This window comes from Streptomyces sp. PL-29, assembly GCF_058344425.1.
Genome location: NZ_CP136996.1, coordinates 6201611 through 6215651, shown reverse-complemented (window position 1 = coordinate 6215651; position 14041 = coordinate 6201611). Strand labels below are relative to the sequence as shown.

Below are 14041 nucleotides of genomic sequence, written 5' to 3'. Positions count from 1 at the left end.
CTGCTGGTTCGTCGGAGGGTCCGGTTCAGAGCTTGACGGCTCCCTCGCCCACGCCCTTGAAGAAGAAACGCTGGAGGGCGAAGAAGAGGAGCACCATGGGAAGCAGCGCGGCCATCGCGCCGGCGGCGATGAGCCGCTGGTCGTTGACGGTGGTGGCGCCGGCCAGGGTCTTCAGGCCGAGCTGGAGGGTGTAGTGGTCGCTGTCGGTGAGGACCAGCAGGGGCCACAGGAAGTCGTCCCAGGCGCCCATGAAGCTGGTGATGCAGACGACCGCCAGGGCTCCTCTGGCGGAGGGGACGAACACCCGGGTGAAGCGGGTCCACTCGCCCGCCCCGTCCAGCACGGCGGCCTCCTCGACCTCCCTGGGCACGGCGAGGAAGGCCGCCCGCATGATCATGATGTTGAGCACGGAGACCGCTCCGGGCAGCCAGACGCCCACGAGGGTGTCGATCAGGCCCATCTCGCGGATCGTGAGGAACATCGAGATCATCACGGACTCGAAGGGGAACATCAGGGTCGCGACGAGGACGGTGAAGACGACCTCGCGGCCCTTCCAGCCGGCGCGGGAGAGGGCGTACCCGCCCATCGCGGCGAAGAGCATGTTCGAGGTGACCGCGAGGACCGCGACGACGAGGGTGTTGCCGACGTACTGCAGCAGGGGGAAGGACTCCGCGACGCGGACGTAGTTGTCGAGGGTGGGCTGCGTGGGCAGCACGCCGTCGTACACGTTCTCGGTACGGCCGCGGATCGAGGTCAGGAACTGCCAGACGATCGGGCCCAGCATGACCACGAGCACGAGCAGCAGGGTGCCGTAGCGGGCGGCCGGGCCGAGCCGGCGGCGGGCGCGGCCGGAGGACGGGCGGGCGCGGCCGGAGGATGCCGGGCTCATCCCTCGTCCCCCTTCGTCAGACGGCGGCCCAGCAGACTGAAGACCAGGGTGAGGAGGAACAGCAGGATCGAGACGGCGCTGGCGTAGCCGGTCTCGCCGGAGAAGCCGAGGCCCACCTGGCGGATGAGGAAGGGCAGGGTGCGGGCCCCGCCGCCGGGCCCTCCGCTCTCGCCGCCGAGGATGTAGATCTCGGTGAAGACGCGCAGGGCGGAGATGGCGGAGAGGGTGCCGACCAGCAGCATCATCGGCTTCACCTGCGGGACCGTGATGCTGAAGAAGCGGCGGACGGGACCGGCGCCGTCGATCGCGGCGGCCTCGTGGAGGGAGGCGGGAACGTTCCCGAGGGCGGCCAGGTAGAAAACCATGTAGTAGCCGAGGCCCTTCCACACGGTCACCATCATTGCGGAGAACAGCAGCATCGTGCTGTCCGTCAGGAACGGGACCGGCTCGGAGACCAGGCGGAGCCGCTGGAAGACGGTGTTGACGAGGCCGTCGCTGCGCAGGACCCACTGCCACATCAGCCCGACGACCACGGCGGAGGCGATCACCGGGGTGTAGAAGGCGGAGCGGAAGAAGCCGATCCCGGGGATCCGGGCCTCGACGAGTACGGCGAGGGCCAGCGGCAGGACGACCAGGCAGGGCACGACCACCAGGAGGTAGAGGACGCTGTTGCCGGTCGCCACCCAGAAGTCGGGGTCGGCGAGGGCCCGCCGGTAGTTGTCGAGGCCGACGAAACCGCCACCGCGCAGGATCCGGGCATCGGTGAAGGAGAGGACGACGGTGTTGACGAACGGCCAGAGGCTGAACAGCAGCACCATCGCCAGACCGGGCGCGAGGAAGAGGTACGGGGTCCACCGGCTGCGGTGCGGCAGACCGCTGTCGGCCTCCGTGGACCGCAGCGGTGCTCGGCCGCGGCGCGGGTCCGCCTCGGGCGGGCGGGTACCGACGGACGTCACGTGCGGGCCGCGTCCGCGAGGAGCCGATTCGCCGCGTCCTCTGCCTTCTTCACCGCCGTCCGGGCGTCCTGCTCGCCCAGGATCGCCTTCTGCACCTCCCGTACGACGGTGTCCCCGACCTGGTTGGTCCACTGGACCGGGGTGTTGGCGTCGAGGGCGGCGGTCCTCAGCTGCTCGGCTCCGACCGCGCGGGCGAGGGTCTCGGCGTCATCGCCGTCACCCCGGTCGGAGAAGAACGGGTCCGCGAGGCCCTGGGCGTTGGAGGGGTAGATGGTGGCCCTCCTGGAGAACTCCACCTGGTTGGGTCCATTGGTCACCCATTTCGCGAACTCGGCCGCCGCGTCGGGGTGCTCGGTGTCCTTTCTGATGCCGAGCGACTGGGCGTAGATGCCGATGTGGCCGAGCCGGCCGGTGATGGCTCCGGCGACGTGCGTCTTGGCGTAGACCTGCGGGGCGTTCTGCTTGATGTCCTTGACGAATCCCGGAGAACCCGGGCCGAAGACGAGTTTGCCGCTGCCGTAGAGCTGGTTGATGTCGTCGGACGTCAGCAGCGACTCCCTGGGCATCGCGCCTTTGGCGTAGAGGTCCTTCATCCGCTCCACCCATTCGACGGCCTTGCCGGTGTCGAAGGTGAACCGGTCCTTCCGGGGGCTGAGCAGGGGGACGCCCATCTTCTGCCAGTCGCCGGGCAGCCGCCCCTTGGGATCGGCCATGAAGGCCGAGTAGCGGCCTGCGGACCGGGCGGCGATCTGTTCGGCGTAGTCGAAGAACTGCTCCACGCTGGTCGGCGGTGCGGCCGGGTCCAGGCCGGAACGCTCGAAGAGCTCCCGGTTGTAGGTGAGGATCTCCGGAGTGACGTACCAGGGGTAGGCGTAGACGCTGTCGCCCTTTCCCGGCAGTTTGAACTGCTCCCAGGCGCCCGGTACGTACTCCCGGGCCGAGTCCCCGTCGAGCTTGGCGACGTCGGCGAGCAGGCCCCGGTCGCCAAGAAGCTGGAAGGAGTCGGTGGACAGGTTGATCACGTCCGGAAGGGCGCCGGCCTGGGCGTCGGCGACGAGCTTCTCGTTGTAGCCGTCGCCCGGCACGTCCTCCCACGTGACCTGGACGCCGGGGTGCTCCTTCTCGAAGGCGTCGATGACGGCCTGTACGTAGCCGGTGAAGGCGGGCTTCAGCTGGAGGGTCCGGAAGGTGATCTCACCGGCGACCCGGCCCGTTCTCTGCGCCTCCTTGCCGTTCCCGGCGCCGCCGAGACCGCACGCGCCGGTCGAGAGGAGGGCGCCGGCCACCAGTGCGGCCACAGCCGCACGGGTCGGATTCGAACGGGTCATCGTCGCCGCCTTCGCAGAAGTCCGGCCGCGTCGCCGGAGGCGGTGCCCACCGTCGCGGGAAAGGAAGTCCTCGTCAACGAGGCCCGGTCGGCGCTGGCCGAGGACGACGGGTACCGTATCCCGCTGCGTGGCGGAGGGAGCGCAGGCCTACTGCATTTCCATACCCCCGAACTGCACTGATGCGCTTCAGCGCACGGCCCGCCGATGCCGGTGCCGGTTCGAGCGGGGGGCAGCGCGGACGCCGGTGTTGACTCTATGTCGCCCCTCTCCTCCCGGCGCGCACTCACCCGCCTCGCCCCGCACGCCCGGTCCGCACGGCGTTAGCCGAAGGCCGTCCTGGGGGCGCAGCGCATGCCGATGTAGCAGCAGGGGGTGCCGTCGACGAGGGCGGCGAAGACGACGGGCACCCAGCCCTCGCCGAAGGAGGGATCGGTGCCGGGTGCGGCGAAGACGGTCGCGCTGAGCGGGAAGAGGTCCATCTCCAGGGCCGGCGAGAAGTCCCGCATGCCGTCGGCGAACTCGTAGCGCAGGTGCGGGGTGCCGCCGGGGGCGAGGCCGACCGTGATGACGACGCCCTCGCGCCGGTAGGTGCCGAGCAGCGGGGTCATGTCGACGGCAGGCGGGTGCGCGGGCGGCATGAAGGGGGGCGGCATGCGGACCTCGGCGACGTCCGCGAGGAGTTCGCGCAGGAGGTCGGCGCACAGGCGGCGGCCCGCGGAGCCGTTGGTGAGCAGGACGACGACGACGTCTGCGCCGGGCACGACGCGCAGACAGGCGTACTGCCCGAGGGCGGCGCCGTCGTGACCGTACCCGGGGACTCCGTTCCAGTCGTAGAGCGACCAGCCCAGCCCCCAGCCGTCCGCGCCGACCGTCCACCGGTCGGGGACGTCGACCTCCCACCGCTGCATCGCCGCGACGGCGCGGGCGCCCAGGACCTGGGTGCCGTCCGTGGTGGCGCCGCCGTCGAGGTGCATCTTGGCCAGGCGCAGCACGTCGGCGGCGCTCGCCAGGACACGCCCGTGCGGTCCGGCCGAGCGGGGCATCATGTCCCAGGCCGGCGCCGGTTCGGGCTCCGGCCCGTCGCCGGGAAGGTGACCCATCGCCGTGCGGAAGGCCAGGGCCTCCTCGGGCAGGGTCATGGTGTGGGTCAGGCCCAGGGGGGCGACGATCCGTTCCTTCAGGGCCTGGTCCCAGGTGCGTCCGGTGACCACCTCGACGATGCGGCCGAGGATGCCGTAGCCGACGCTGCTGTAGGAGACGGCGCTGCCGGGCGGGCAGTCGAGTGCCACGTTCCGGGCGGCCCGCACGTACAAGGCCAGGCAGTCGTCGCCGCGCCCGCTGTCGTAGGTGAAATCGCGGGTGAGGCCGGCGGTGTGGCTGAGGAGCCGGCGTACGGTGATCTCCTTGCCCGCCCCGGGGGCGGCGGCCGGGCTGAACTCCGGGAGGATGTCCGCGACGGGCGTGTCCAGGTCCAGCCGGCCGGCGTCGACGAGCTGCATGACCAGCGTCGCGGTGTAGATCTTGGCGATCGAGCCGAGCTGGAACACCGAGTCGGTGGTGGCCTCCACCCCTGTCCCGCGGTGCAGCAGGCCGCTCGCCAGCTCGTGGATGCGGCCGTCGGCGAACACGGCCAGGGTGGCGCCGGGAACACGGTGGGCGGTGCGCAACGCGTCGAGGCGGCTCTGCCAGTGGGCAGGTGAGAACGTCACGTCGGACCCTTCGACTCGGAGTCTGGTGGGGATCACGGCACGTGCGGGGCCGGGCGTCGATCCGCGTCCCCGTGATCGCCGCCACCGTAGGCAGGTCCCCCCGGCGCCCGTAAGGACCCGCGCGCGTCAGTGAGGGGACCCACGGCGCCACCCGGGAGCCGCGGTGGGGCGCCGGGGGCGCGTTTCAGGCCGGGCGGGGAGGCCGGAGCGCCGGGCTGCTGGTTCTGCACGGAGTTGCGCGGGCCCGACTGGTAGTGTCACCCGCCCTATGCAGCCCACTCCCGCCCACGGCACCGTATCCGTACATCTCGCGAGGTTCATCGTCGACGCCCTGCGCCGGTCGGGCGGGGACATGGGCAGGTTCGCCCGGTTCCACGACCTCGGCCCCGAGGTGCTGGGCAACGACCTGGCCCGGGTCTCGACCCCGTCGGCGCTGGCCGTGTGGGAGGAGCTGACGCTCACCGAGCCGGGGATCACGGTCGGCGCGCTGCTCACCGAAGAGGCACCGATCGGCACGTTCGGCCTGTGGGACTATCTGATCACCAGCGGGCCCAGCCTCCGGGAGTCCCTGAAGCAGGTGGTGGAGTACAGCGCCGTCATCGGCGACCCGGCCCACGAGAGGCTCCTCATCGAAGAGGACGGGTGCCGCTTCACCATCCGTCACGCGACGGGAAGCTGGGGGCCGGACGTGGTGGAGGCGATCGACTGGTTCGCCCTGGCCATGTTCCTGACCCGGGCGCGGGCCGCCACCGGGCGGCCCCTCATCCCGCTGCGCGTGTCCGTGTCGCACGGCGCGCCCGCCGGCCACCGCCGCCTGGCGGAGCTCTTCGGCACCGCCCGCATCGACTTCGGGGCGCCGTACAACTCCATCACCTTCCACGACGACGACGTGCGGGCGCCGTTGCCCAAGGCGCAACCGGGTCTGGACCGCCTCCTGCTGCAGCAGGCCCAGCTGACCCTGGCGGCCGCCCAGCCGGTCGTGCTCTGGCAGGACAGCTTCAGGATGGTTCTCGCCGGGGCCTTCCGGGAGGACACCGTGAGCCTTGAGCACGTGGCGGGCCGGCTGGCGATGAGCCCACGCACGCTGCAGCGGCGTCTGCGGGAGCTCGGCACGACCTGGCGCGAGGAGGTCGAATCCGTGCGCGAGGAGCGGACCATGGAGCTGCTGCGGACCACCGATCTACCGCTTCAGGTGATCGCGGCCCGGGTCGGGTACAGCGACATGCGGGCGCTGCGCCGGGCGGTGCGGCGCTGGGACGGTCGGGCACCCCGTGACATCCGCAACGCGGCCCCCCTCACCGCGCCCGCCGCCCCGGGCGGCGCCTGACCCGCTACTTCAGCGGGTACTTGGTCTTTTCCGCGAGCTTCCCGTCCTTGAAGCAGAAGCGGAGCACCGTCTCCTGGCCCGCCTCGGCGTCAGCGGTGGAGAGGTACCAGGCGCAGGTGCTGCCTTCGGGCTCGACCGGTCCGCCGTCCTTGAGGGCGCTCTTGACGAAGCTCTCGCCCGACGGGAGCTTCGCACGGACGTCGCCCTCCGCGTCACCGGTCTTCACACCCTCGTAGACCACGGGGTCGACCAGGCTCTTGTCGGCCACGTCGGCGATCTTCGCCACGCCGAAGACCACCGCGACGACGGCGCCGATACCCAGCACCAGCGCCACGCCGCAGCCGATCAGACAACCCTTGCGCTGAGCCACGCCCGTTCCTCCAAGTCGCTTCGCGTCCGGCGGTGATCGCCTGGACGCTCACACCCTCGCAAGGGCGGGGGGCCGCGCGCTGTCCTCGAAAGTCGCCGTCCGCCGCGACGATCGTCGTTCGAGGTCGGCCGACCGCTCCGTGTATACAGGGAGAAGATCGACCTTCCGGGCGGAACGAGAGGAACCATCGTGAGTGAGCACACCACCGAGCCTCTGATCGTCGTCGGCGTGGACGGTTCCTCCCACTCCGGGGAGGCCGTGCGCTGGGCCGTGGAGCAGGCCCGGCTCACCGGCGGCCGGGTGCACGCCGTCATGGCCTGGGAGTGGAACCGCAACCCCTTCGCCGTCGGCATGGCACAGGCCCAGTTCGCGGAGCAGGAGGCGGTGACGGCCGAGGAGGCGGCCCGCCGGAAGCTGGCGGACACCGTCACCGCGGCCGTGGGCGCCTCTCCCGGGGTGCCGGTCTTCCGCCGCGTCGAGCAGGGCCCGCCGGCACAAGTCCTGGTGGACGCGTCGAAGGAGGCGGACCTGACGGTGGTCGGGACTCGCGGCTACGGGGGCTTCAAGGGCGCGCTGCTGGGATCGGTGAGCCAGCAGGTCGTACAGCACTCCGCAAGCACCGTGGTGGTCGTCCGCGCGAGCGGGGACGGGGGCGACGCCTGACCGTCCCGCGCCGCCCCGGCTCCCGAGCCCGGCGCGTCAGGCCGCCGGGTCCGTCAGGTCCGTCAGGTCCCGCGGGTCGGTGTTGGCCCCGCACAGGACGACGGCCACCGTCTTGCCCAGCGGCTGCGGTGCTTCGCGCACCGCTGCCAGGGCGGTGGCCGCGCCCGCCTCGACGACGATCCGGTAGTCCTCCCATACGGCGCGCCGGGCCGCCGTGATCGCCTCGTCGGACACCAGGACCGACGTCACGTTCTCCTCCTGCGCGGCCGCCATCGCGTCGGCCGAGACCCGGGTGGCTCCCAGGGAGTCGGCCGCCACGGAGTCCACGGCCACGTCGACGGGCCGGCCCGCCTGCAGGGCCGCGTTCAACGCACGGCAGTTCTCCGGTTCGGCCGCGACGACCCGTACACCGTGTTCGCGCGCGGCGGTGGCCACGCCGGCGAACAGTCCGCCGCCACCCACCGCGACGACCACGGTGTCCAGCCCGGGCAGGGCGTCGCGGATCTCCTCCAAGAGCGTCCCGGCCCCGGCGGCGATGAGCGGGTGGTCGTACGCGTGGCTGCTCAGCGCCCCGCTGGCGGCGGCGAACTCCTGGCAGGCGGCGAGTGCCTCGGCGTACCGGTCACCGACGAGCCGGACGTCGGCCCCGTAGCCCCGAAGCCGTTCCACCTTCACGCGCGGGGCGTTGGCGGGCAGGAAGACCGTCGCGGGCACGGACAGCGCACGGGCCGCCCAGGCGCAGGCCAGTCCGGCGTTGCCGCCGGAGGCGATGGTGACGCCGGCGGCCGGGAGAGTGCCGGCGTCGTGGTGGGCGGCGAGGAAGTTGCGGGCGCCGCGCGCCTTGAAGCTGCCGGTGTGCTGGAGGTACTCCAGCGCGTACCAGAGGCCGTCGGCCGCGGGCGCCACGGTGACGGGCCGTACCTCGCCCTCGATCCGCGCGGCGGCGGCGCGCACGGCGGCGTGGTCGAGGTGCTGCGAACGTTCCATGGTCGGTCTCCCCATCAGGTGGTGGGCCGGGCGGCCTCGATCAGCTGGCGCAGGGCGCCGTAGTACACCTCGTGGTCCGTCAGGGCCGGCAGCACGTCGGACAGTCCGCCGCTGAGCACGGGGAAGTCCTCGGGATCGAGCGCGGCCAGGGCGGCGCGCGAGGCGGAGGTGGCCGTGGCCGGATCGCGGTGGTCCACGAAGGCCGCACTGCCCAGCGTGAGCAGGTACATGCGGCGGTATGCGGTGATCGCCTCGGTGACGGTCATCCCCGCGGCGATGCTGTCGGCGAGGGCCGGCTCGACCAGCCGGGCCAGCAGCTGCCGACCGAGCCAGGGCCGGCCGCCGCGCAGCACGAGGAGCCCGGGGTGCGCGGTGAGCAGCAGGTACAGCGCGCGGAACCGCTGCTCGGCGGCCTGCGCCCAGTCGGTGCCGGCGGGGATCTCGGGGAGCTGCGCGGCCAGGTGTTCGGTGCACAGGTCGAGCAGTCCGGCCAGGTCCGCGCAGCGGCGCTGCACGGTGGCGTGGGAGACGTCGAGGCGGTCGGCAAGGGTGCGGAAGCTGAGCCGCTGCGGCCCCTCTTCGTCGAGGATCCGAAGGGCGGCCACGGCAATGGCCTCGGGGGTCGCGCGGTCCAGGGCGTCGGATCTCCTCGGCATTGATACAACGTATCATACGGTGTATCGCCTCTTTCGTGTGACATCAATCGCAGCCATATTGCTGATCATCGGCTGACAAGCACCGACATACGTTGACACCGGGTGGCCTGCTCGCTGCACTGGGCCCACGACTGCCCCCACGTCAAGGAGACCCCGTGCCGCCTCGCCTGCGCGCAACGCTCCCCTGTCTGACCGCGGCCGCTCTCCTCGCCCTCGCGCTCTCCCCCGCCCCTGCGGCGGCCGAGCCGCGGGCGACCTCGGACACCCCGCTCGCGCTCACGCCTCCCATGGGCTGGAACAACTGGGCGCACTACATGTGCGACATCGACGAGGCCACGGTGGTCGCCAACGCCGACGCGCTCGTGTCCACGGGGCTGGCCGCCATGGGCTACGACACGGTGACCGTCGACGACTGCTGGATGACGAAGAGCCGCGACGCCCGGGGGAACCTGGTCGTCGACACCGCCAAGTTCCCGCACGGCATGGCCTGGCTCGGAGAGTACCTGCACGCCAGAGGACTGAAGTTCGGCATCTACCAGGACGCCGGCTCCCTCACCTGCGAGAAGTACCCGGGCAGCGGCGCCCCTCAGGGCGGCGGCCCCGACCACTACGCCCGGGACGCACGGCAGTTCGCCTCCTGGAAGGTGGACTACGTCAAGATGGACGGCTGCAACCTGTGGGTGCCTCCGGGGCGCACCAAGGAACAGGCCTACCGGGACGCCTACAACGGCGTCGCGAAGGCCCTGCGCGAGAGCGGCCGGGACATGGTCCTGTCCGCCTCCGCACCCGCCTACTTCCAGCAGGGCGAGTGGGGCGGCTCCGACTGGCACAAGGTGCTCGGCTGGGTCGGCGAGACCGGCCAGTTGTGGCGCGAGGGCAAGGACATCAAGGTCTACAACCCGGCCGCGCCCACCACCTCCCGGTGGAACTCGGTGCTGGGCAACTACGGCTACAACCGCTGGCTCGGCCGGTACGCGGGCCCGGGCAACTGGAACGACCCCGACTTCCTGCTCGCCGGCGCCCCCGGCCTCACGGCCGCCGAGGGCCGCAGCCAGGTCGCCCTCTGGGCCATGATGGCCGCCCCGTTCATCCTGTCCTCCGACGTCTCCGAGCTGACCCCGGAAGGGCTCGCCGCCCTCGGCAACACCCGGATGATCGCACTGGACCAGGACCCGATGGGCCTTCAGGGCGCCGTGGTCTCCTCCAACGCCACCTTCGAGATCCTGGTCCGCCCGCTCGCGAACGGCGACCGTGCGGTGGCCGTACTCAACCGCTCCGCCAATACCCGCGACATCCGCGTCCCGCTCGACGAGATCGGCCTGCCCTCCTGCACGGCTGACGCCCAGGACCTGTGGAGCGGTGCGCGCAGCGAGGTGTCCGACGCGCTGACCGGGAAGCTGGCCGGTCATGACACCGCCGTGTGGCGGCTCACCCCGCGCGGCTGCGCCGAGGCCGTGCCGACCGGGCAGATCGTCGGTGACGGCGCCCGCTGCGCCGACGGAGCGAACACCACCGGGGTCGGCGCGGTCGTGATGGGGGCCTGCACCGGAGCCCCCGACCAGCGGTGGTTCCTGGGCGACGACGCCCGCCTGCGGCTCGCCGGCGAATGCCTCTCGGCAGGCGAGAACGGCTCCGTGGAACTGGCCGACTGCGCGCCCCGACAGCACGCCCAACCCGGCCAGAGCTGGTTCCACCGCCGGGACGGAGCCCTGGTGGAGGAGGTCAGCGGCCTGTGCCTGACCGCGCCGCAAGCCGCCACCACTCCCGACGCACCCGCGGAGCGGCTGCGGCTGGCGCCCTGCGGCGACCACCGGGTCGACCAGGCCTGGTCCCTGCCGGTCTGAGGCCCGGACTCCCGCATGAGCCACGCGAAACCACGGCCTCGCCCCGAACCGGGGCCCCAGCCGGAACCGCAGCCGCTGCTCCCACGGCACGCACGGCAGTTCACCCTGGTGCCCGGGCCCGCGGCCGGGCCTGACGCCTTCACGGTGTCCGGCACCACCGGCGCGATCACCACGACTACGCCAACCGCGAATGGAACGGCCTGATCTCGGAGCTGTACGCGCGGCGGTGGACGGCCTACTTCGCGACGCCGGACGAGGCGCTGGTGCACGGGGCGGCGCCACGGGAGATCGACTGGCACGCCTTCGAGGAGGAGTGGGCCCGGCGGACCACCCGGGATCCGGACCGGCCGAGCGGGGACCCGTACCGGCTGGCGGCCGCGGTCGCGGCGGCCCTCCCGCCGGCGGCCGCCGGCTGAGCGAGGCGCGGCCTACCCCAGCGGCCTACCCCATCTGCCGCGGCGACGACGGCCCGATGCGAGGACGATCACCCGCCAGGAGGAAAGTCGGCGCTCGTGCGAGGGAGATCGTCGGCAGCGGTAGGCCGCACCGGCACGGCACTCGGTTGACTGGCCCGGAGAAGAGCAGGGGCGGCCGCCGGAGCGATCCGGTGGCCGCCCCTTCCGATGCCACGCGGCGCGACGCGACCAGGAGGGCACCCGAGCATGTCCCAGACCGAACACGACCCAAGCGCCTACCAGCGGGAACAGGACCGCCGGCAGCAGGAGCGGCCCACGGGCACCGGCTCCGCCGCCTCGTCCCTGGAACTGCTCACGCTGCTCGCCGCAGGGGTGGCCGACCTGGCCCTCGACCAGTTGCGGCAGACAGCCGACCGCGCACAGGGCGCGCTGCGCCGGGCCGACCTGCGCGAACTGCTCACCGACGGTGTGGTGGAACTGCGCAAGCGCGGTGAACTGGCCACCCGTCGGGCAGGAATGGGTAGCGAGAACTACCTGGAGACCATGGCCCGGCGGGTCGCGCAGCAGGGCACTTCCGAGGGTCGCCCCTGTGCATGACCACACCGGATTCAAGGAGCGCATCGACGGGGTGCTCGGGCGGCTGGCCGACGAGGAGGAGCGGGCCCTGCTCGGACTGCACGCCGAACTCACGCCGCTCTCCGAGCAGTTACGCCGCTCACTGGCACAGGGCAAGCGCATCCGGGCCGCCTTCCTGTACTGGGGGTGGCGGGCGGCGGGCCAGCCCGACTGCGAAGGGGTGATCCGGGCCGCGGCCGCCATGGAGCTCGTCCACGCGGCGGCCTGCACCCACGACGACATCATCGACGACAGCCGCATACGGCACGGCCAGCCCACCGCGCACGCCGCCTTCGCCGCGAACGGGCAGCGCTCCACCGCCCTCGCGATGATCCTCGGCGACCTGCTGATGGGGTACGCCGGACACGTCTTCACCTCCTGCGGGCTGCCCGGCGCGTACCTGGCCCGGACCGTCCCCCTCTGGTCCGCCCTGCTCCGCGAGACGATGGCGGGCGAGTTCCTGGAGGTGCTGCGCACCGCGGCGCGAGACGGCCGGGAACCGCGGGTGGCGGAGTCCTTGGAGGTGGCCCGCTTCAAGACGGCCAAGTACACGGTGGAGCGGCCGCTGCACCTCGGTGCCACCCTCGGCGGCGGCTCCGGCGCCCTGCTGGACGCCTTCTCCGGCTACGGCCTGCCGCTCGGCGAGGCCTTCCAGCTGCGCGACGACCTGCTGGGGACGTTCGGCGACCCCGCCCGGACGGGCAAGTCCAACCTGGACGACCTGCGGGACGCCAAACCCACGGCCCTGCTCGCGCTGACCGTGGCGGCCGTCGGGCCCGACGACCGCCGCATGCTCGCGAAGCTCGTCGGCCATCCGGAACTGGGCGAGGAAGAGGCCTCCTCGGTGCGCGAGCTGATGGAGCGGTGCGGGGCCAAGCAGCAGGTGGAGGACATGATCCGCGAGCGCATCGGCCGGGCCGGGGCCGCGCTGGACCTCGCCCCGATGCCCGCGGAGGCCCGGTCCGCTCTGGGCGGGCTGGCCGCGACCGCCGCCGACCGCGCCCTGTAGGGCGTGTTGCCCCGCCTCCCGCCCGCCGCACCCGATGACACGACAAGGACGACCGACGTGAACGCCAACGCATCCAAGACCGCGCCGACGCGGCCCCGTTACGACCACGCCGCCCTCGACGCCCTGAGCACGCAGGGTGATCCGCTCGCCGACGAGACCGTCGCCGAGATGTTCCGCCGCAAGGAGGTCGGCGACCTCAACACCCTCATGCGGTTCTTCACCACCGCCGGCGACAAGCTTCCCGAGCAACTCCCGGCATCCGCACGCGCTTACTTCGAGGCGACCGCCATGCCCCCGTCCTGGGTGGACTGGGACGTGATGGAGCAGGCCAGGCTGTTCTTCATGGACAACGCGGCCCACATCAACACCGGCCTGTCCTTCGCGGCCATGCCCGCGACCTACGCCGTCCCGCGGCTCTCCCGGCTGCTGGCCTCGACGCACTCCATGGCGTACCCCTCGCGCCGGATGGCCAACACCGGGCAGTTCGTCACCTACCTGATGCAGACCAACTCCTTCGCGGAGGGCAGCAGGTTCATCCCCGCCGCGCAGAAGGTACGGCTGCTGCACGCGGCGGTCCGCCACCACCTGCGCCACGGTGGCCACTGGGACGTCGAGAAGGACGGCGTGCCCATCTGCCAAGAGGACATGATCGGCGGGCAGATCTGCTTCTCGCTGCTGGTCCTCGACGCCATGCACCGGCTCGGCATCCACATGAGCGAGGACGGCGCCGAGGCCTACTTCTACGCCTGGCGGGTCGTCGGCGCCATGCTCGGCTGCGACATGTCGGCGGTGCCGGAGACCCTCGCCGAGGCCCGCGACTACTGCGACCTCTACCTCCTGCGCAACCTCGGCCCCTCGCCCGAAGGGGTCCGCCTCAACGCCCAGTTGATGCGCATGTACGAGGACGTGGTCCCGGGGACCTTCTTCGACCCGATGGTCCCCGCCACCGTACGGTTCCTCGTCGGTGACACCATCGGCGACTGGCTGGAGATCCCGCGCACCGCCTGGGACACGGCGGCGAAGGCGGTTCCGGTGTTCCTCGGGCTGCTGGAGACCATCGAGGACAGCAGCCCGTACGCGGAATGGGCGCTCGACAGGGCCGGCTCGCTGCTCTCCGGCTTCGAGCTGGCCTCCCTGACCCGGGGCAGGGTGATGCACCACGCCATTCCCGCGGAGCTGAAGGACGACTACGGGGTGAAGGCGCCGCGCACCGGGCGCTGGGTGCCGCCGGCGCCCGTGCACTGACGCGCGCCGCTCCCCCGCGGATGCGAC

General features: G+C 72.1%; 13 protein-coding genes and 1 pseudogene. 7 read left to right on the top strand and 7 right to left on the bottom strand.

Translation table 11 applies throughout. From position 1 onward, the window contains the following. Nucleotides 1-25: 25 nt before the first annotated feature. The 4 genes from R4Z63_RS28300 to R4Z63_RS28285 all read right to left on the bottom strand — a co-directional run bounded on the left by R4Z63_RS28300 (nucleotide 26) and on the right by R4Z63_RS28285 (nucleotide 4882). The gene (locus tag R4Z63_RS28300) at nucleotides 26-889 is read right to left on the bottom strand and encodes a carbohydrate ABC transporter permease (protein WP_384445318.1); all 864 of its coding nucleotides are present in this window, start codon (nucleotides 887-889) and stop codon (nucleotides 26-28) included. Then, entirely contained in the window at nucleotides 886-1761 is an 876-nt protein-coding gene (locus R4Z63_RS28295) for a carbohydrate ABC transporter permease (protein ID WP_052030216.1), read from the bottom strand. The genes R4Z63_RS28300 and R4Z63_RS28295 overlap by 4 nt, the downstream gene beginning before the upstream one ends. Nucleotides 1762-1841: 80 nt before the next feature. After that, nucleotides 1842-3173, bottom strand: a complete 1332-nt coding sequence (locus R4Z63_RS28290) for an ABC transporter substrate-binding protein (protein WP_384445320.1) — start codon at nucleotides 3171-3173, stop codon at nucleotides 1842-1844. Nucleotides 3174-3493: 320 nt separating this feature from the next. Continuing rightward, nucleotides 3494-4882, bottom strand: a complete 1389-nt coding sequence (locus R4Z63_RS28285; protein WP_384445322.1) for a serine hydrolase domain-containing protein — start codon at nucleotides 4880-4882, stop codon at nucleotides 3494-3496. A gap of 268 nt (nucleotides 4883-5150) precedes the next feature. Here R4Z63_RS28285 and R4Z63_RS28280 point away from each other — a divergent pair, with 268 nt between their 5' ends. After that, nucleotides 5151-6209, top strand: a complete 1059-nt coding sequence (locus R4Z63_RS28280) for an AraC family transcriptional regulator ligand-binding domain-containing protein (RefSeq protein WP_384445324.1) — start codon at nucleotides 5151-5153, stop codon at nucleotides 6207-6209. A 4-nt stretch (nucleotides 6210-6213) separates the two neighbouring features. Here the strand turns inward: R4Z63_RS28280 and R4Z63_RS28275 are convergent, their stop codons facing one another. Continuing rightward, complete coding sequence (locus R4Z63_RS28275; RefSeq protein WP_037916336.1) at nucleotides 6214-6579, bottom strand: hypothetical protein; 366 nt, start codon at nucleotides 6577-6579, stop codon at nucleotides 6214-6216. A 189-nt stretch (nucleotides 6580-6768) separates the two neighbouring features. Between R4Z63_RS28275 and R4Z63_RS28270 the strand changes: the two genes are divergently transcribed. Then, nucleotides 6769-7242 (top strand): universal stress protein, encoded by a 474-nt coding sequence (locus R4Z63_RS28270; protein ID WP_384445326.1) that lies wholly within the window; start codon nucleotides 6769-6771, stop codon nucleotides 7240-7242. Nucleotides 7243-7278: 36 nt separating this feature from the next. On the opposite strand, the gene R4Z63_RS28265 is transcribed toward R4Z63_RS28270, so the two are convergent. Continuing rightward, nucleotides 7279-8229 (bottom strand): serine/threonine dehydratase, encoded by a 951-nt coding sequence (locus R4Z63_RS28265; RefSeq protein ID WP_384445328.1) that lies wholly within the window; start codon nucleotides 8227-8229, stop codon nucleotides 7279-7281. A gap of 14 nt (nucleotides 8230-8243) precedes the next feature. Then, complete coding sequence (locus tag R4Z63_RS28260) at nucleotides 8244-8885, bottom strand: TetR/AcrR family transcriptional regulator (RefSeq protein WP_037916327.1); 642 nt, start codon at nucleotides 8883-8885, stop codon at nucleotides 8244-8246. 155 nt (nucleotides 8886-9040) lie between these two features. Between R4Z63_RS28260 and R4Z63_RS28255 the strand changes: the two genes are divergently transcribed. The 5 genes and pseudogenes from R4Z63_RS28255 (at nucleotide 9041) to R4Z63_RS28235 (ending at nucleotide 14014) form a co-directional block, all read left to right on the top strand. After that, nucleotides 9041-10729 carry a ricin-type beta-trefoil lectin domain protein gene (locus R4Z63_RS28255; protein ID WP_384445330.1) on the top strand — a complete coding sequence of 563 codons (1689 nt, stop codon included), beginning with the start codon at nucleotides 9041-9043 and terminating at the stop codon, nucleotides 10727-10729. 182 nt (nucleotides 10730-10911) lie between these two features. Continuing rightward, nucleotides 10912-11145: pseudogene (locus R4Z63_RS28250) on the top strand (alpha-N-acetylglucosaminidase C-terminal domain-containing protein); the annotation flags it as partial. Between the two features lie 246 nt (nucleotides 11146-11391). Continuing rightward, nucleotides 11392-11742, top strand: coding sequence for a hypothetical protein (locus R4Z63_RS28245; protein ID WP_052030055.1), 351 nt, complete (start codon nucleotides 11392-11394; stop codon nucleotides 11740-11742). Next, nucleotides 11735-12769 carry a polyprenyl synthetase family protein gene (locus tag R4Z63_RS28240; protein WP_037916322.1) on the top strand — a complete coding sequence of 345 codons (1035 nt, stop codon included), beginning with the start codon at nucleotides 11735-11737 and terminating at the stop codon, nucleotides 12767-12769. The genes R4Z63_RS28245 and R4Z63_RS28240 overlap by 8 nt, the downstream gene beginning before the upstream one ends. 57 nt (nucleotides 12770-12826) lie before the next feature. Continuing rightward, nucleotides 12827-14014, top strand: a complete 1188-nt coding sequence (locus R4Z63_RS28235) for an oxygenase MpaB family protein (protein ID WP_384445332.1) — start codon at nucleotides 12827-12829, stop codon at nucleotides 14012-14014. The last annotated feature ends 27 nt before the right edge of the window (nucleotides 14015-14041 follow it).

Excerpts from the sequence above, each read along its gene's own strand:
- R4Z63_RS28300 (WP_384445318.1), bottom strand. The coding sequence starts at position 889 with ATGAGCCCGGCATCCTCCGGCCGCGCCCGCCCGTCCTCCGGCCGCGCC.
- R4Z63_RS28245 (WP_052030055.1), top strand. The coding sequence starts at position 11,392 with ATGTCCCAGACCGAACACGACCCAAGCGCCTACCAGCGGGAACAGGAC.
- R4Z63_RS28260 (WP_037916327.1), bottom strand. The coding sequence starts at position 8,885 with ATGCCGAGGAGATCCGACGCCCTGGACCGCGCGACCCCCGAGGCCATT.
- R4Z63_RS28290 (WP_384445320.1), bottom strand. The coding sequence starts at position 3,173 with ATGACCCGTTCGAATCCGACCCGTGCGGCTGTGGCCGCACTGGTGGCC.
- R4Z63_RS28265 (WP_384445328.1), bottom strand. The coding sequence starts at position 8,229 with ATGGAACGTTCGCAGCACCTCGACCACGCCGCCGTGCGCGCCGCCGCC.
- R4Z63_RS28280 (WP_384445324.1), top strand. The coding sequence starts at position 5,151 with ATGCAGCCCACTCCCGCCCACGGCACCGTATCCGTACATCTCGCGAGG.